The 18,152-nt window shown below is 39.4% G+C and carries 17 protein-coding genes and 1 pseudogene; 10 read left to right on the top strand and 8 right to left on the bottom strand.

Features of this window, described 5'->3' with window-relative positions:
• Positions 1–76 precede the first annotated feature (76 nt).
• A complete protein-coding gene (gene pncB, locus ACXM0J_RS13595; protein ID WP_046812089.1) occupies positions 77–1,291 on the bottom strand; it encodes a nicotinate phosphoribosyltransferase in 1,215 nt (404 codons plus the stop codon).
• A 168-nt stretch (positions 1,292–1,459) separates the two neighbouring features.
• On the opposite strand from pncB, the gene dtd reads away from it, so the two are divergent.
• Positions 1,460–1,903, top strand: coding sequence for a D-aminoacyl-tRNA deacylase (gene dtd, locus ACXM0J_RS13590; RefSeq protein WP_086265703.1), 444 nt, complete (start codon positions 1,460–1,462; stop codon positions 1,901–1,903).
• 45 nt (positions 1,904–1,948) lie between these two features.
• Here dtd and ACXM0J_RS13585 read toward each other — a convergent pair whose 3' ends face one another.
• Complete coding sequence (locus tag ACXM0J_RS13585) at positions 1,949–2,428, bottom strand: SCP-2 sterol transfer family protein (RefSeq protein WP_033849133.1); 480 nt, start codon at positions 2,426–2,428, stop codon at positions 1,949–1,951.
• A 252-nt stretch (positions 2,429–2,680) separates the two neighbouring features.
• On the bottom strand, positions 2,681–3,016 hold the full coding sequence (gene aciT, locus ACXM0J_RS13580; RefSeq protein ID WP_002119105.1) for a ciprofloxacin tolerance protein AciT: 336 nt from the start codon (positions 3,014–3,016) through the stop codon (positions 2,681–2,683).
• 113 nt (positions 3,017–3,129) lie between these two features.
• Between aciT and ACXM0J_RS13575 the strand changes: the two genes are divergently transcribed.
• Positions 3,130–3,402 carry a hypothetical protein gene (locus tag ACXM0J_RS13575; protein ID WP_086265704.1) on the top strand — a complete coding sequence of 91 codons (273 nt, stop codon included), beginning with the start codon at positions 3,130–3,132 and terminating at the stop codon, positions 3,400–3,402.
• 23 nt (positions 3,403–3,425) lie between these two features.
• Here the strand turns inward: ACXM0J_RS13575 and serB are convergent, their stop codons facing one another.
• Positions 3,426–4,649 carry a phosphoserine phosphatase SerB gene (gene serB, locus ACXM0J_RS13570; protein ID WP_086265705.1) on the bottom strand — a complete coding sequence of 408 codons (1,224 nt, stop codon included), beginning with the start codon at positions 4,647–4,649 and terminating at the stop codon, positions 3,426–3,428.
• A gap of 59 nt (positions 4,650–4,708) precedes the next feature.
• Between serB and ACXM0J_RS13565 the strand changes: the two genes are divergently transcribed.
• From ACXM0J_RS13565 to glmS, 8 genes are all read left to right on the top strand, one after another.
• A complete protein-coding gene (locus ACXM0J_RS13565) occupies positions 4,709–6,016 on the top strand; it encodes a hypothetical protein (protein WP_086265706.1) in 1,308 nt (435 codons plus the stop codon).
• A 240-nt stretch (positions 6,017–6,256) separates the two neighbouring features.
• Entirely contained in the window at positions 6,257–7,378 is a 1,122-nt protein-coding gene (gene ribBA, locus ACXM0J_RS13560) for a bifunctional 3,4-dihydroxy-2-butanone-4-phosphate synthase/GTP cyclohydrolase II (protein ID WP_002119278.1), read from the top strand.
• Positions 7,379–7,389: 11 nt separating this feature from the next.
• Positions 7,390–7,860 carry a 6,7-dimethyl-8-ribityllumazine synthase gene (ribH, locus tag ACXM0J_RS13555; protein ID WP_002119264.1) on the top strand — a complete coding sequence of 157 codons (471 nt, stop codon included), beginning with the start codon at positions 7,390–7,392 and terminating at the stop codon, positions 7,858–7,860.
• 3 nt (positions 7,861–7,863) lie between these two features.
• Entirely contained in the window at positions 7,864–8,313 is a 450-nt protein-coding gene (gene nusB, locus ACXM0J_RS13550) for a transcription antitermination factor NusB (protein ID WP_002119137.1), read from the top strand.
• A gap of 16 nt (positions 8,314–8,329) precedes the next feature.
• Entirely contained in the window at positions 8,330–9,247 is a 918-nt protein-coding gene (gene thiL, locus ACXM0J_RS13545) for a thiamine-phosphate kinase (RefSeq protein WP_086265707.1), read from the top strand.
• On the top strand, positions 9,225–9,740 hold the full coding sequence (locus tag ACXM0J_RS13540) for a phosphatidylglycerophosphatase A family protein (protein ID WP_016143831.1): 516 nt from the start codon (positions 9,225–9,227) through the stop codon (positions 9,738–9,740). Before thiL ends, ACXM0J_RS13540 begins: the two co-directional genes overlap by 23 nt.
• Positions 9,741–9,756: 16 nt before the next feature.
• On the top strand, positions 9,757–11,121 hold the full coding sequence (gene glmU / locus ACXM0J_RS13535) for a bifunctional UDP-N-acetylglucosamine diphosphorylase/glucosamine-1-phosphate N-acetyltransferase GlmU (protein ID WP_086265708.1): 1,365 nt from the start codon (positions 9,757–9,759) through the stop codon (positions 11,119–11,121).
• 12 nt (positions 11,122–11,133) lie between these two features.
• Entirely contained in the window at positions 11,134–12,972 is a 1,839-nt protein-coding gene (gene glmS, locus ACXM0J_RS13530; protein ID WP_086265709.1) for a glutamine--fructose-6-phosphate transaminase (isomerizing), read from the top strand.
• 241 nt (positions 12,973–13,213) lie between these two features.
• Here the strand turns inward: glmS and ACXM0J_RS13525 are convergent.
• The 4 genes and pseudogenes from ACXM0J_RS13525 to hutG all read right to left on the bottom strand — a co-directional run bounded on the left by ACXM0J_RS13525 (position 13,214) and on the right by hutG (position 18,144).
• Positions 13,214–13,508, bottom strand: a pseudogene (locus ACXM0J_RS13525) (hypothetical protein).
• Between the two features lie 717 nt (positions 13,509–14,225).
• On the bottom strand, positions 14,226–15,026 hold the full coding sequence (gene murI / locus ACXM0J_RS13520) for a glutamate racemase (RefSeq protein ID WP_086265710.1): 801 nt from the start codon (positions 15,024–15,026) through the stop codon (positions 14,226–14,228).
• A gap of 116 nt (positions 15,027–15,142) precedes the next feature.
• A complete protein-coding gene (locus ACXM0J_RS13515) occupies positions 15,143–16,969 on the bottom strand; it encodes a DUF885 domain-containing protein (RefSeq protein ID WP_086265711.1) in 1,827 nt (608 codons plus the stop codon).
• Between the two features lie 254 nt (positions 16,970–17,223).
• The gene (hutG, locus tag ACXM0J_RS13510) at positions 17,224–18,144 is read right to left on the bottom strand and encodes a formimidoylglutamase (protein WP_086265712.1); all 921 of its coding nucleotides are present in this window, start codon (positions 18,142–18,144) and stop codon (positions 17,224–17,226) included.
• Between the last annotated feature and the right edge of the window lie 8 nt (positions 18,145–18,152).

Below are 18,152 nucleotides of genomic sequence, written 5' to 3'. Positions count from 1 at the left end.
CTGCTACGCTTTAGCAGAAAATCAGATATCAGCATTCTCACTTTTAAAAATAAAAAATAGCGAGACTACTTTTTACTTAAACCGCTTCTTCAAGTTCTTCGATTTCAAAAACCTGACGTAAATAGGCCAAGAAAGTATCGTTGTCAGTCATGGTTTTACCCGGACTATCTGAGATTTTCGCAACTGACTGACCATTACATTCAACCAGTTTCAACACAATATTCAGCGGCTTTTGCCCCATGTCATTGGTCAAATTAGTTCCAATGCCAAAACTCACCTGAAAACGATCTTTAAAGTACTGATGCAATTCCCATGCCTTTGGCAAATTAAGACCATCACTAAAGGTCAACATTTTGGTTTTAGTATCAATTTTTAATTTACGATAGTGCGCATACGCCTTATCGCCCCACTCATACGGGTCGCCACTGTCATGACGTAAACCATCAAAGAGTTTGGCAAAATACAGGTCAAAGTCGCGTAAGAAAGCATCCATCCCTACCACATCGGTTAGGGCAATTCCTAAATCTCCACGGTACTCTTGTACCCACGTTTCCAGAGCAGCTTTTTGGAAATCACGCAAACGTACATCAAGTGCCTGAAAAGCTTGCAGGAACTCATGTGCCATGGTCCCGATTGGTGTAATGTTAAGCTCTTTAGCCAGCAACACATTACTTGTACCACGGAACACATTTGGTACAGTTTTATGAAATGCCGCTACGACATGCTTTTGCCATGCAAAGCTATAACGACGGCGTGTACCAAAATCAGAAACTAAAAACGGTGGATCATTCGGCTGTTGAGATTTTTCATATTGCTGAATCAAATCAAGTTTTGCTTGTAAACGGCGTTCGCCTTCAGCCCAAACTTGGTCTGTTTTGATACGGCTAAAATATAACTCGTTTACAATTGCCAGAACAAAAATCTCGAACATCATGGCCTGGACCATTGGACCTTCAATACGAATATCCAAACGACCTTCTGCATCAATGCTAGCCTGAATAAAACGTCGTTTCAGTTGAAATAGTTCTAAATAATCAACAAAGTCACTTTTGATAAAGCGTAATTTACGTAAATATTGAAGCTCATCTTCTTTATATTTAAGGCTACACAAATAGTCGAGTTGCTGATTTAAATCATCCAAAATATCTACTAGTGGATAGACAGTATCTTCTAAATTTCTACAGCGGAAATGATAGACACTATGGGTTTGCGGGAATTTATGCAAAACCACTTGTAACATCGTAAATTTGTACAAGTCTGTATCTAGTAAAGAATGGATAATTGGAGACATAGTCAATGATTATTCGCTTGCTTCTTAGCATTAAAGCATATTTTTATGGATGAATTGCGAGGTTTTATACCATTGTTGCAGTTCCATGAAATTTCCTTTTAAAAATCATTTAATTTAAATTCTGCTAAACTAAGTTAATTCAATTAATTAAAGAAATTTGCTTTAACTATGCGCGCTTTAATACAACGAGTTCTTGAAGCCAAAGTGGTGGTAGACGGTGAAACTACAGGCGAAATCCAACAAGGCCTATTAGTCTTTTTAGGCATTGGCCGAGATGATAATTTGGCTATTGGCCAAAAGCTTATTGATAAAATTTTGAAATATCGAATCTTTGATAATGAGCAAGGCAAAATGGGCTGGAATGTATCTCAAGCAAATGGTGGAATCCTGCTTGTGTCGCAATTTACCTTAATGGCACAAACACAAAAAGGTTTGCGTCCAGACTTTGGCCCAGCGATGCCACCTAGCGATGCAAAAGCGTTATACGAACAATTGGTTGAATATACACATTCTCAATTTGAAAACGTTCAAACAGGAATTTTTGCTGCGGATATGAAAGTACACCTCATTAATGATGGGCCAGTAACTTTCAATTTGGAAGTTGAAGCATAGACATAAAAAAAACTCCCAAATGGGAGTTTTTTTTATGTCTAGCAATTAACGTCCAGTTTTCTCTTTAATGAAAGCACGCGCCTGACGTACTTTTTCTTTTACTGGCTTTGGTAACTTAGGTGGAATGAGCTTAGCGACTTGGTTAAACCATACCAATAGGCTGAAATCACCTTCCATTTTAATGCTGCCGTCTTGCATACCCGTCATAAATGCTGTTGGGTCACCTTTAATCAAAGTTTTTACACCTTGCTCACTGTCTGCGAATTGCAAAATAAAATCAGCTTTCTCAGGTGCACCTGCAACCGTGTCAATTTGACCATTATTAATAATGATCTGACGTGCAACGCCTAGGTCTGTACCAATCTGAATACGGAACGCGCGGTCATGAATCAGTTCAATAAACTTAGGGCTAGTACGCGCCAACTGCTTCATACGCAGCACTAAACCTGCTACCAATAAATCTAACGGGTCTGTACTGACATCAACGAGAGGTAACTTGACTACAGGTATGGAAGAAAGTTTCATGAACATTCACGCCTATTGTATTTTTATGAAAACTTTAGAGCAAAACTTAGCAACGACATACCATTGCCTGTGTTTTATGCATCAATTGATAATTTTTTAGCTGGCAACGCAATCTAGATGAAACGTCAACAGACGCATCTATCGTAGCATAACTGGCTATTTTTTAATAAATGCTTTGTATAATAAAAATCACGTTTCGTAAATGAAAAAGGCATGCTGTGCATACCTTTTTACCGTTAGATAACAATTTAATTATCGGCTAGAACATTGCTGCTGATCATCTTCATATACTGGCGTGTGTTCTATATATTGGCGATTTGCCAATGCCTTTTGTGCTTGTTTATCCTCACGTAACAGAATAAATGTAACCATTACCATCGCTAGACTTAGTGCAGTTAAATAACTATATGTGACTGGCATTTCAAAAGTGACTTGAACTCCAAAACGGACCACTTCCAATAGCCCCCAAAAGAACATCCCTGCAAGCATAAAACCAAGCCAACGACGGTAAGGAGAAAAGAAAACAGCAACAAGCGCGACAGCAATTAAGCTGAATCCGGCGATAGCGGCAAAATTCGCTGTTACCATAGAAACCTCCGTCTTAATGAAAACGTCTAAAAACATTCGGTCTTAAATACCCGACCTCATTCCAAAAACAACTTTAATTCATGATTTGTGTTGAAGCTTACGATGCATTATGGATGTTTTTTTTTAGAAAAAAAGACCCGTTTTTTCTTAATGCGACATACTTTGTCGCAACATTCTTTTGTCATTACATTTTTGTAAAATTCAAAAAGTTCGATTCCCTATATGGCATCAATTCTGGCGTGTCATTACAAAAAAATATGCTGTTTTTAAGGCCCAAAATAAGTTTTTTTCAGATTTTTTTATTGCCTTTTTTCTGTGCAAAATTTTGTCATAACTTGCTTGTTTTTATAACTATTCTGCATAAAAAAAGCGCTACTCTGAAGTAGCGCTTAAAGCTTATTCATATAGGTTAAGCACGATTTAAATCTTTATCATGCATACCGAGTAAATACAGCACACCATCCAAACCAACACTTGAAATCGCTTGATTTGCATTTTGGCGTACCAATGGTTTTGCACGATAGGCAACGCCTAAGCCTGCAATCGCAAGCATTGGTAAATCGTTTGCACCATCGCCTACTGCCATCGCTTGCTCTAGAGAAATCCCCATCTTATTTGCAAGCTCGCGTAATAGCTCAGCTTTACGGGCACCATCTACAATCGCACCTTTCACTTCGCCTGTTACAAAGCCGTCTTGGACATCCAAGATATTGGCGTGAACTTCATCAATACCGAGTTTGCCTTGTAAATATTCAGCAAAATACTGGAATCCACCAGATAAAATTGCCGTTTTATAACCAAGTGCCTTTAAGGTCGAGATAAGACGCTCCGCACCTTCGGTAATGGTTAAACGCTCTGCAATTTTAGGCAAAACAGCAGCATCAAGCCCTTTTAATAATGCAACACGTGCACGGAAGCTTTGCTGGAAATCAAGCTCACCTTGCATTGCTCTTTCAGTAATTTCAGCAACTTGTGCACCTACCCCTGCTTCAATCGCCAACTCATCAATTACTTCTTGTTCAATTAATGTTGAGTCCATATCGAAACACACCAAACGGCGGTTACGGCGATAAGCATTGTCTTCTTGAACAGCAACATCAATATTTAATTCGCTTGAAAGAAGTAAACATGCGGCACGCATGGCTTGTGCATCTAAAGTTAGGCCGCTACTTAGACCAAACTGTACGCAGGCACGACGTGGGAATTTATTATCTCTTTCGAAGTCTACACGACCTGATAAACGCGTTACTGTTTCGATGTTAAAGCCTTGGCTAGACACAATTTTTGTAACTGCTTGTAAGTGTGCCGCAGTGAGTTCTGGCGCTAAAGCCGTGACGATATAACGAGTCCGACCACCTTCACTTACCCATTGATCGTATTCTGCGCCCGTGATTGGTTTAAAGCGCACTGTTAAGCCAATATCATGTGCTAAAATCAAAATCTCTTTCATTGCCAATGCGGTCGCAGTTTCATTATCAGAAGCGACCACAATGCCTAATGTAAGTTGATTATGAATAACAGCCTGACCTACATCCAGTATTTGCAATGAATGTACGGATAGTACTTGCATTAATCGGGTAAACTGGTTTGGTTGGTCCGGTCCTAAAAAGGATATAAGAATGATTTCTCGCATGAATTGACTCTAGTCTGAGTGACAACTATTGTAAGAATCATAATCGAATTTCAATATAATTGCCTTGGAAGTTTAACTTGATTGCGCCTAGACAAGGGCTATTTGCTAGCCTACTGATCGTTAGTTTTGCATTGCATACCTTTTTATTGGTCATTGCAACGACACACCAGCTTAATGAAAACCGTGCGAGTCAAGGTCAGCTCATGACCAGTCAGCTCGTTGCAGACAGCTTATCTGAGCTTGAACCTGCTAATACGGTGTCTTTAGCTCTGATTGCCAATCGCTATGCGACCAATCCAAGTGTTGCCTCTATTCGCATTCTTGATGCGAACAAACAGGTTCTAGCAACAAGCGGAATTTCAAAAACCCGCCAAGGCGAAATTTTTGCTCGTGATGCCCTTCAAAATGAAAAGAAAGTGGGATCTATCGAAGTTACGTTGATTCAGCCAAGTATTGGAGAAATTCTTCGTACTCAATGGCTTGCAATTTTAGCTTCTCTGTTTTTGCATGTTTTATTGTGGCTTGCCTATCGCGCGATTGCTCGTCCAACACGAAGCGAATATTTGGCACGCATTAATGAAGAAAACCGCTTGAAGCATGAAATTCAGCAGTTAACTCAAGCATTGGCTCTAGAAAAACAAAATACGGTAACCTTGGTTGCACAAGCTCAGCAACAAGCTAAAGCGAAACCAGCAGTTCGCCAACAAGCCGAGAAAACTTCAGATTCAGCTGACCAACATACGTTGGCACTCAATATTCAGTTTTATGACCCTAAACAATTATTAAGCAGTGTTAATCAATCGGTATCTGTTCCTTATTTCAAGCTCTGCCAGCTCTTTTTAAACAAGAGTATTGAGTTATGCGTTAAGCATTACCAATTGAAGCTCACAGATATTGAAGTAGTAGATGAATTTAATGCCGAAGGCGCGACACTTGCGATTTCAACCCCTCATACGCATGCCGTAGAATGTCTGCTTATGATTGGAACCGTATTCCAATTACTTTCAGATGTTTTATATAAACGTTACCGTGAAGATAAACGTTTTGCGCTGCAAACTCGTAGTGCAACGTGTAATGCTGTAGAAGCTATGCAAATCGATGCAAAAGAAGCTGCTCAACGTTTAGCACAGCATCTTCACGCTAAAGAGTCAGCTTTATATCTCGAAAATGAACAGCTCAAAGCAATTCAAGACAGCTACCAACTTGTTGCAATGCCAAACCCAAGCAATGTGATGACACGTCATGCATTTATGATCAATGGTATGAATGCAGAATGTGCTGAACTTGCTCAAAATATCCGGACTGAAATTTTAATGGGGAAAAAATCAATCCCACAAAATGATAGTCCAAGTAGTGCAGCTTCATAAAAAGTAACTACGCGCATCAGAACCTAGCCTTTTGGCTAGGTTTTTTTTATTTAAATTCATGGCTTTTATTTAAAACCACTCCATTTTCTTATGATTTATTTGTATAAATAAATCTCGATCTATTCTTAGATGTCACAAATTTGGATAAATCAGAATCATAGGCAAAATTCTCTAAACAGCGTAAACTATGCAAAATTTATTAAATAGAAATTGTCTTACGACAAAAAAAGGTGAAAGCGAATGCCGCTGAGTCGTGTTGAAGATCTTGTCGCCGATATTCGTGCAGGCAAAATGGTTATCTTGATGGATGACGAAGATCGCGAAAATGAAGGTGATCTTGTCATTGCAGCAACGCATGTTCGTCCTGAAGATATTAACTTCATGATTACCCATGCACGTGGTCTAGTTTGCCTAACGCTAAGCCGTGAGCGCTGTAAACAGTTAAACCTTCCGTTGATGGTTGACCAAAACGGTGCTCAGCACAGTACAAACTTTACCTTATCAATTGAAGCCGCTGAAGGTATTACCACGGGTATTTCAGCAGCAGAGCGTGCACATACAATTCAAGCTGCTGTCGCAGCGCATGCAAAACCAACTGATATCGTACAGCCGGGTCATATTTTCCCGTTAATGGCACAACCAGGCGGTGTTTTACATCGTGCAGGTCATACTGAAGCAGGTTGTGATTTAGCACGTTTAGCAGGTCTTGAACCAGCTTCTGTCATTTGTGAAATCATTAATGAAGATGGCACAATGGCACGCCGTGCAGATTTAGAAATTTTTGCTGAGAAGCATGGCTTAAAAATTGGTACAATTGCGGACTTGATTCACTACCGCATGACCAATGAGCAAACGGTTGAACGTCTGGATCAAAAAACGATTCAAACAGAATATGGTTCATTTGAACTTTATCGTTATCGTGAGATTGGTAACCCAGACATTCATTTGGCTTTAGTTAAAGGCGAGCCAAAAGAAGGTGTTACAACAGTACGTGTACATGGTTTTAGTCCAATTCGCGATTTGCTTAAGCTAAATAAAGCTGATGGTGAACCTGCGTGGAATTTAGACCGTGCCCTACAGACGATTGCAGCGAGTGATCGCGGTGTTTTAGTCTGGATCGGACAAGATCATTTGCAAGACTTGGGACCAGCGTTGGATGATTTAAATAAGCCAAAACCGGTGAAATCCAATGCAGCACTTTCACATCAATATCAAACCATTGGTGTCGGTGCTCAAATTTTGCGTGACTTAGGTGTTGAAAAAATGAAGCTTCTCAGCTCACCATTACGTTTCAATGCCTTATCTGGCTTTAATTTAGAAGTAGTGGAATATGTCACTGCTGATCAAATCACAACGAAATAATCGAGGTTGCTATGGCAATTCGCCGTATTGAAGGTTTATTACATCTCGCAAGCGAAGGTCGTTATGCGATTTTAGTGGGTCGTTTCAACAGCTTTGTTGTTGAACATTTATTGGATGGTGCAATCGACACATTAAAACGCCATGGTGTAAATGAAGATAACATTACTGTTATTCACGCTCCTGGCGCATGGGAACTCCCGATTGTTGCTAAAAAATTAGCTACATCAAACCAGTTTGATGCCATTATCGCACTTGGCGCAGTTATTCGTGGTAGCACACCACATTTTGACTTCGTTGCAGGTGAATGTGCAAAAGGTTTAGGTGTAGTCGCGTTAGAAAGCAGCTTGCCTGTCATCAATGGTGTATTAACTACTGATAGCATCGAGCAAGCCATCGAACGTTCAGGTACAAAAGCAGGAAACAAAGGTAGCGAAGCTGCATTGACTGCTATTGAAATGGTTAATTTATTAAAGGCAATTTAAAGCATGTCTCAAACACTGCAAGCCGCTTATGCAGCAAAACGTAAAGCACGTCGTTTTGCTGTACAAGGTATTTATGAGTGGCAAATGAGTCACAACCCTGTACATGAAATCGAAGCACGCACTCGTGCTGAAAATGCAATGCACAAGGTAGACTTAAACTACTATCACGAACTGCTAACACAAGTGATTGCACAGCACGAAGATCTTGATGCATTACTTATTCCGGTACTTGACCGTGAACTTAGTGCACTTGATGGTGTAGAGCTAGCAACATTACGCTTGGGTGCTTATGAATTACGTGATCATTTAGAAGTACCTTATCGAGTAGTTCTAGATGAAGCTATTGAACTCGCTAAACACTTTGGTGGAGCAGATAGCCATAAATACATTAATGGCGTTTTAGATCGTTTAAGTTCAACACTACGTAGTGCTGAAAAACAACAAGCAAACTAATAGGTTTGAAGTTGATATGGCTGAGTTTTCTATTATTGACCAATACTTTAACAGACAATCTTACACAGATGTCACCTTGGGTATTGGAGATGACTCAGCCTTAATTACCCCTCCCGTAAACCAACAATTGGTGATCTGTGCAGATACACTCGTTGCTGGACGTCATTTTCCTCTTGATACCTCTGCCCATGCAATTGGCTGGAAAAGCGTAGCTGTCAATCTTTCAGATATTGCAGCAATGGGGGCAAAACCGCATAGTATTTTACTGGCGCTCAGCCTACCTACAATTGATCATGAATGGCTTGAAGGATTCAGTCAGGGAATTTATGACTGCTGTAATCAATTTGGGGTTGCTCTCATTGGTGGAGACACGACCCAAGGCCCTCATCTCACTATTACTGTCACAGCCATGGGCTGGGTTGAAACCGGCCAAGCCGTGTTACGTTCAGGTGCCAAAGTCGGTGACTATGTTTGTGTGAGCGGTCAAGTTGGTGATGCCGCGTATGGTTTACAGCACCTAGGTCATCCATTACAAGAAAGACTAGACTACCCGACACCACGTTGTCAGCTTGGACAACAGCTGAAGGGATTAGCATCTAGTATGATTGATATTTCTGATGGATTAGCCCAAGATTTAGGCCATATCTTAAAAGCTTCAAAGGTCGGTGCTCGGTTACTTTTAGAAAAGTTACCGATTGATTCAACACTACAAGCACTACCAGAACAACAGCGCTGGCAATATGCTTTAGCTGGTGGTGATGATTACGAGTTATGTTTTACAATAACACCGCAAAATTATGAAAAACTTTTGCAAATACAACTAGACATTAAGATTACAATGATCGGAGAGATCGTTGAGCAAACACAACTAACTTTTGAGCATTTGGGTTCAGATTACCCATTGCAAATTCATGGATACCAACACTTTGCATAAGCCACCGATTCATTTTAAGGACATGTCTTGGTTCAACCGCTGCATCGTTTTCTGTGGAGTTGGTTTCGGATCTGGTCTCGCACCTAAAGCTCCCGGTACTTTTGGCTCTGCCTTTGCCCTACTTTTCGTTCCAATCTGGTTATCGCTTGGCTTTAACTTAAGCTTAATCGCTATCCTTATCATGTCCTTGGTAGGAATTTATATTTGTGGTCAAACTGCAAAAGTTATTGATGTACACGATGATGGTCGAATTGTGTGGGACGAGTTTGCAGGTCAATCTATTACCTTTCTTCCTCTGCTTTATTTACAACAAATGAATTGGATGTGGGTGATTGGGGGATTTATATTATTTCGGATTTTCGATGTTTGGAAACCTTGGCCTATACGCGTTATTGATCGTCAAGTGCATGGTGGTTTTGGTATTATGCTTGACGATATTATTGCCGGTGTATGGGCTGCTCTTTGTACACTAATTATTATCCATTTGAGTTAAATCATTAGAGTTATTCATGTCAACTACCGTCATTATTCTTGCTGCAGGCAAAGGAACGCGTATGCGTTCTCAGCTTCCTAAAGTACTACAACCTTTAGCGGGTCGCCCACTTTTAGGACATGTCATTCAAACAGCAAAAAAAATACACGCAGAAAATATTATTACAATTTATGGACATGGTGGTGACCACGTCAAACAAACTTTTGCACAAGAAAATATTGAGTGGGTTGAACAAGCAGAACAACTAGGTACAGGCCATGCAGTACAAATGACCTTACCCGTACTTCCTAAAGACGGTATTTCATTAATTCTTTATGGTGATGTACCTTTAGTACGTCAAACAACGCTAGAGCAACTTGTTGAAGTTTCAAGTAAAACGGGCATTGGCATGATTACTTTACATGTCGACAACCCAACAGGTTATGGTCGTATCGTTCGTCAAGAAGGTAAGATTCAAGCGATTGTTGAACATAAAGATGCAACAGAAGCTCAGCGTCAGATTCAAGAAATCAACACAGGTATTTACTGTGTTAGCAATGCAAAACTTCATGAGTGGTTGCCTAAACTTTCAAATGAAAATGCGCAAGGCGAATATTATCTAACTGACATCGTAGCAATGGCTGTTGCAGATGGTCTAGAAATCGCATCTATTCAACCAGAACTCGCTTTTGAAGTTGAAGGCGTCAATGACCGCTTACAACTTGCTGCACTTGAACGTGAGTTCCAGCAACAGCAAGCAAAAGAGCTTATGCAACAAGGCGTAACTTTTGCAGACCCTGCACGCTTTGACTTACGCGGTTCTGTGAAAGTTGGACATGACGTTCGTATTGACGTAAATGTGATTATTGAAGGTGACTGTGAACTGGGCGATTTTGTAGAAATCGGCGCTGGATGTATTCTAAAGAATACAAAAATTGCCGCAGGCACCAAAGTTCAGGCTTATAGCGTTTTTGATGGTGCCATTGTCGGTGAAAATGCTCAAATTGGACCATTTGCACGCTTACGCCCGGGTGCTAAATTGGCAAATGAAGTACATATCGGCAACTTTGTTGAAGTTAAAAACACAACGATTGGATTGGGCAGTAAAGCCAACCATTTCACCTATTTAGGTGATGCAGAAATCGGTGCTGAATCGAATATTGGGGCAGGTACGATTACTTGTAATTACGACGGTGCAAATAAACACAAAACCACTATTGGCGATGCCGTTTTTATCGGTTCTAATAGCTCGCTGGTTGCCCCGGTGACCATTGGGAATGGTGCAACAGTTGGTGCAGGTTCTGTGATTACGAAAGATGTAGCCGAACAAAGTCTCTCCTTTGAACGTGCGCAACAAATTTCAAAAGCAAATTATCAACGTCCCCAAAAGCTTAAAAAATAAGAGGATTGAAGTATGTGTGGTATCGTCGGAGGCGTTGCACAGCGTTGTGTAACCGAGATTTTAATTGAAGGTTTAAAACGTCTTGAATACCGCGGTTATGATTCTGCGGGTGTTGCTTTACTGAATAACCAACAAATTTTACGTGAGCGTCGTGTAGGTAAAGTAATCAATCTTGCCGATGCAGTTGCTGAACACCAGCTTACAGGGGCTATCGGGATTGCACATACCCGTTGGGCAACACACGGTAAACCAACTGAAAACAATGCTCACCCGCATATGTCTGGTAAGGTTGCTGTTGTACATAACGGTATCATTGAAAACTATCAAGAACTAAAAGATGACCTTCAAGCTTTAGGTTACGTTTTTACTTCTCAAACAGATACAGAAGTTGTTGCACACTTAGTTGCTGAAGCATTAAAAAGTACAGATAGCCTTTTAGAAGCTGTTGAAACTGTTGTACCTCAACTTAAAGGTGCTTACGCGTTAGGTATTATCCATAGCGATTATCCAGATGAACTGATTACTGTACGTGAAGGTTCACCACTCGTGATTGGTGTAGGTATTGGTGAAAACTTTATTAGTTCAGACCAACTTGCACTTTTGCCTGTAACTAATCGTTTTATGTACCTAGAAGAAGGTGATATTGCCCGTCTTACCCGTACTTCAATTGAAGTATTTGCAAATGGCGAACGCGTTGAGCGTCCAGTGCGAGAGCTTGATGCAACTGTAAGTAGTGCATCAAAAGGTGAATACAAGCACTACATGCTCAAAGAAATTTATGAGCAACCAGAAGCAATCAAGCAAACGATTTCTCAAGCACTTGATGGCAACAGCTTACGTGATGATTTCTTGAAAAATGCTGATGCAGATTTCAACAAAATTCAAAGCGTACAAATCATTGCGTGTGGTACAAGTTACCACTCAGGAATGATTGCGAAATATTGGTTTGAGCAACTGATTGGTGTGCCTTGCCAAGTTGAAATCGCAAGTGAATTCCGCTATCGCACCCCTGTAATTGTTGAAAATACACTTTATATTTGTATTTCACAGTCAGGTGAAACTGCCGATACTTTAGCTGCACTACGTGAAACTCAAAAGCGTGCGAAAGCAAACAATATCGACATTCAGACTTTAACCATCTGTAACGTTGCTACGTCTTCAATGGTTCGTGAAACTGATCATCACTTATTGACGCTTGCTGGTCCTGAAATTGGTGTTGCTTCAACTAAAGCGTTTACAACTCAGCTTGCTGCGCTTATGTTGTTGATCTTGAAAATTGGTCAAGTGAAACAACGTATTAGCCCTGCTCTGCTTGAAGAAATTACACGTGAGTTATGGCACAGCCCGAAAGTTATTCTTGATACCCTCAAAAATGACCCAGAAATTTTGCGTTTGTCTGAATTATTCGTTGAAAAAAATCACTGCTTATTCTTAGGCCGTGGTACGAATTATCCAATCGCGTTGGAAGGCGCATTAAAGCTAAAAGAAATTTCATATATTCATGCAGAAGGCTATGCAGCTGGTGAGTTAAAACACGGTCCATTAGCACTTGTTGATAGTGAAATGCCGATCGTCATTCTTGCTCCAAATGATGAAATGCTTGATAAGCTCAAATCAAATATGGAAGAAGTTCAGGCACGTGGTGGTGAGTTATTTGTTTTCGCTGACGAAAATAGCGGAATCAATGAAAAAGACCGTCAACACGTTGTGCATATTCCAGCAGTAAACGAATGGCTAGCTCCAATCGTTTATAGCGTGCCAGTTCAGTTGTTGTCTTATCACGTTGCTGTATTACGTGGTACAGACGTTGACCAGCCACGTAACTTGGCGAAGTCAGTAACTGTAGAATAATAATCAGACATGCTATCTATGCCATAAAAGGTGTAGATCGCTTCTGCTGATTAGAAAGCCCGATATGCATTAATTGCCTATCGGGCTTTTTTATTGCGTTCATATCGCTCCACAGACGCTTTTATGTGAAAGAAAATCTAGTTTGATAGTAAAGCCCCTCTAGGACCCTATGTCACAATGGACTTTTACTTTTGCGCTGATTTAAAGTTTGAGAGATCATTGCGACACAGAGATAAAGGAGCTAAGCGAACTTAGCCCATTTCAGTTTTGTCGCAGCGTTGAATGCTGCTGAACAAATTAGGGGCAAAGTCCTGTGGGAGATCAGGACTTTGCAAACTGGTGTGTTTTAAACGTTGTACGGTTTGAGGTGAATACACCTGTGCAAGCTGTTGGCAAATACAATTGCAACTGGCTTGCCTGTGTTCACCTAACGAACAAATTCTTTTAAATTCCTGCTGAGCATTGGCATCATCATTTGTAATACTGTAAGCACCGAACACAAGGTTTAAAACTAATATAAATTTATGAAGTTTCATATTATTCTCATGATTATTTATATCTTTAAATAAAATAAAAATATGATCAATCTTAATATTAAAATAATTTTTTAAATAACAATCAACCCTCCCACAAATATAGGAAAATAAAATAATTAAAATTTTAAAATAAAAATAATTTATAAATTTTAAAAATTAGGTTGTAAGAATCCCAATTTTAAATAAATAAAATTATTAACTGAGAGAGAAAATGAATTTAAATAGTGGCATGGCCAACTCCTTAAAAATGGAGTCCTACCACCAAATCACCGTCAATTGATTAGGGTGGCAGAACGAAAGAGGGTTGACAGACTGAGCCTAGCGATCAGCACGCGCGTACGCGTCCCCCTTCCGCCCTACCATAGAGAAAAAGGGGGCACAAAGGTTCCACACGGGAAATACTGAGAAAGTATAACCCGACACGCTAGACACGGTCTGTCAAAACCGACTGGCGATGTAGGCCAGCAACGAAATAATAATTGGTATAATAAAGAACGTCAATTTATTTTAATAAAAAAGTTTAAATATAATAATTTTATTCATATTCAAATAATATTAATCTTTTTATTATACTTATGGCTTTTAATTAAATTTAAAATATAAAATTTGGTTATATACACTTAGTTAATAAAATATATTTATCGTTAATTTTAATTTAACAGTTTATATAAATATATAAGATGATAAGCATATACCTCTTATCATCTTTTCTAGAGTTTACTTTTCTATAGCTTTTACAGGTAAACGTGCACCTAACAAAGAAAAAGTCACTTCCGCAACTTCCAACGGGTCTGAACTGGTCCAAATAATATGATTTCCCTCATTTGGACTTTCAGAACTTAAATGATATTGATTGAGCTGCCGAATTAATTGCGCTGTTACAGCTTCCGAAGGCTCAATAATTTGAATATCACGACCTACAATTTCCTGAATCGTATCCGAGACAAATGGATAGTGCGTACATCCTAAAATAATCGTATCGACTTTTTGCTCGACTAACGGCGCCAAAATATTTTCTAAATAATCCTTAACTTCCGCGGTATGCGCTTTGCCCGTTTCAATTTTTTCGGCCAAACCAATACAAGGTACTAAAGACACTTTGATATTTTGTGCGTAAGTTTCGATTAAATTCTTAAGATTTTTTCCCTTAACCGTCGTTGCTGTTGCCAAGACAGCAATATGCTTGCTCATGGTCATTGCTACAGCGGGTTTTACCGCTGGTTCTATCGCAATAAGTGGCACATTAATTTGCGCTCTAATCGTTTCAATCGCTACAGCCGTCATGGTGTTACAAGCAATCACGATCGCTTTGCATTTGCCCTGAGCAACTAAGTTTGAAATTAAATGTGTGGTTCGTGAAACAATCCAGTCGCTTTCTTTGTCTCCATACGGGACATATTTCGAGTCAGCGAAATAGATAATATCTTCATTCGGAAGGGCCTGCCGAATGTACTTAAATAGAGACAGCCCGCCTAAACCAGAATCAATCATTCCTATCGGGTTATTCTTCTGGTTCATTATTTTTTCCAATTTAAAATTCTAAAAGAAACTATATTTTTCATTATTATATTCTGTTTTCTATCGGTTTTTAAATCAGGCCCAACGAGGACCTGACCTAAATTTCGATTTTTGTTTTAAGCTGCAGCTTTTTGTTCCTTAATCCAATTTTTAATACGTGCATCCAGAATATTTAAAGGCAATGTTCCTGCATCTAAAACCATGTCATGGAATGCTTTGATATCAAAACGGTCTCCAAGCTCTTGTTTGGCTAGCTCCCGTAACTCTAGGATTTTTAGTTGTCCCATCTTGTAAGCTAATGCTTGGGCAGGAATAGCAATATAGCGATCTGTCTCTGCCTGAATATCTGGTTCATCTAAAGCAGAATGTTCTCGCATAAAATCAATCATTTGCTGACGGGTCCATTTTTTATAATGTACCCCAGTGTCAACCACTAGACGACAAGCACGGAACAACTCACTCGATAGTCTTCCATAGTCTGAAAGCGGGTCTTTATAGAAACCCACATCTTTACCCAACTGCTCTGCATAAAGTGCCCATCCTTCAATATAAGCGGTATGGTTGGGTTGCTTTCGGAACATCGGTAAATTTGGCAAGTTTTGGGCAATATCAATCTGCATGTGGTGGCCAGGAATTGCCTCATGGTAAGCGGTCGCTTCCATTGATATTTTTGAACGTTCAGAGAAGTCCCCTGTATTCACATACACTTGTCCGGGACGTGAACCATCAGGTGTGCCTTGGTGATACTCCGCACCTGCCGCTTCTTTTTCTCGATATTGCTCTACAGGTAAAACTTCGACTTTATTTTTAGGTAATAAACCAAAGAGCTTCGGCAACTCCGGTTGCATTTGCGCAATATACCCGCGATAAATTTCTAAAATTTCTTCACGAGATTTTGGGAAAACCGCTGGATTTGTTTTTAAGGATTGTTGGAAACTTTTTAAGTCATTGAAACCTTGCGCTTTGGCAATTTTCAACATTTCCGCTTCTATACGAGCAACTTCTTTTAACCCGAGCTGATGAATATTTTCAGGGCTTTCAGAGGTTGTCGTATTGTTTTCTACATAAAAGCGATAGAGCTCGTCACCGTTTGGCAAGCTCCATATACCCTCGTGTTGTCGTCCATAGGGTAAGTAATCTTTCTGAATAAACATCCCGAGTTTTTGATAGGCAGGTCGAACATTTTGATCTATGGCCTGTAGTAATTCACGGCTTAAACGCTCTTGTTCTGCTTTCGAAATATTTTTTGGAAATTGCTTTAATGGAGAGGCAAAAACACTGTCCTTCCCTGCGGGAGTTGCAATGCTATTAATCTGCTTTGCCACCTTTTCAATTAAATATTTGGGTGGCATCAAACCATCTTTTTGACCTTGTTTCGCTAACTGAATACCTTGATCAAGAATAAGAGGAATTTGTTTTAAACGAGAAATATAGTCTTGATATTGCTTAGCATTATCAAATGGAATCGAACTAATAAATCCCGGAAATTGTAAATGTAGTCCCCACATTTGATTAAAAGGCATCTCATACAATTTCAAATCATAATTTTTAAGTGTTTCTTTCAACTGATAAATCATTAAATCTTTATTTAATTGATCAGTTGCTGAAAATCCTGTGCTATCAATCGCTTCAAAACGTTTTAAAAAATTTTGGGTACTTTTTTTATCTTTCTCGATCTGATTTTTTGAAAGCTCTGTCCATCGATTGTTGTAGCGTAAATCTCCTAAACCGGTTGCAGTTTCAGGACTATTTTTCAAAGTATATTCCCACTGTTCCTGTAAAAGTTGGTTTAAAGCTTTCACCCGAACAGAGATATCACTCTTTTGTTTAGATTGTGATTTTTCGATGCTATTTGTATTTATTTCGGGGGTTGTAGCATTAGAAGAATGAGACATCCAAAATAAAACACTGATACAAGCCAATTGTAAGGTTCTGTTTTTCATTTAATTATCCAGAAATATTTAACAAAGGTTAAAATAAAGACAAAACAAATTACGTGCCAAGCAGCATATAAAATGGTGTAAAAATCGAGTATTTTTTTAACTAAATGATTTTATAAATTAATTTTCTTTTTAATTATATTATTTATAGTTGCTATCTATATTCCACATCTGACTTTAATAGACCAAGAACTTAAAAAAAAGTGCACATGAGCAATCTCAGTGCACTTTTGAATTTCTACATTAAAAATTGTTTCTCAAGAAAACAAATATTGATAAACAATATAGGCAGCCAGTTTTGCTGTTCTATTGTCTAAATCAAATTTAGGATTGCACTCAGCAATATCTAGAAGTTTGATTTTCCCAGTCTCTTGAATATGCTTAAAAATTGCCTCAAAAGTGGCTAAATCAATTCCTTTTACAGCTGGCGCACTGACTCCGGGTGCAACCGCAGCCGCGAAAACATCTAAATCAATCGTAACGTACAAGCAGTCTACTTTTTCAATAAAAGCATCAACCGCTGCGAGCACGTTGTTTAGGTTAAAAATATTAACCTCATGATCTCTTAAATATGAACAATTTAGAGCATCAGCTGTATCAAACAAAACTTTAGTATTGGCATGGTTGGCGACCCCAATACATAAATAATTAAATTGTTTTTGATGCTGTTCTGAAAGTCGAGCTGCCTGTAAAAATGGTGTTCCAGAGGTGGCATGTTCAGCTTCACGCAAATCAAAATGGGCATCAAAATTAATAATGCCTATTTTTTTATCTGGCGCGTGGGCTTGTATATATTGGAACAGACCACTAAAGCTACCAAATGCAACTTCATGTCCACCACCAAGTACAATCGGTTTTAAACCATTTTGTAGGCTAGTTGCGACTTGCTCCGCCAACTCGGTTTGGGCTTGCTCTAAATTCTCAGATTCGCAGGTCACCGTACCCAAATCGACAATACTGACTGGGCGATGAATAGGTAAGTTAGCAAGTTGAGTATGGATTGCATCTGGTGCATCGGCAGCTCCGACTCGGCCTTTGTTACGCTTCACACCTTCATCAGAACTAAAGCCAATCAGGGCAAATTCAGCAGGTTGGGTTTTATTCATAATATGGTGAATACGTTGGTGTGCCTCACCCTCGCCATCATGTCGGCCTTGCCATTTAAATGTGTGATTCATGTGCCACC

It is taken from the genome of Acinetobacter sp. GRABPA_MV_2, assembly GCF_056725885.1.
The sequence above is the reverse complement of the archived record's forward strand: the minus strand, read 5'-3'. Positions and strand labels throughout refer to the sequence as shown.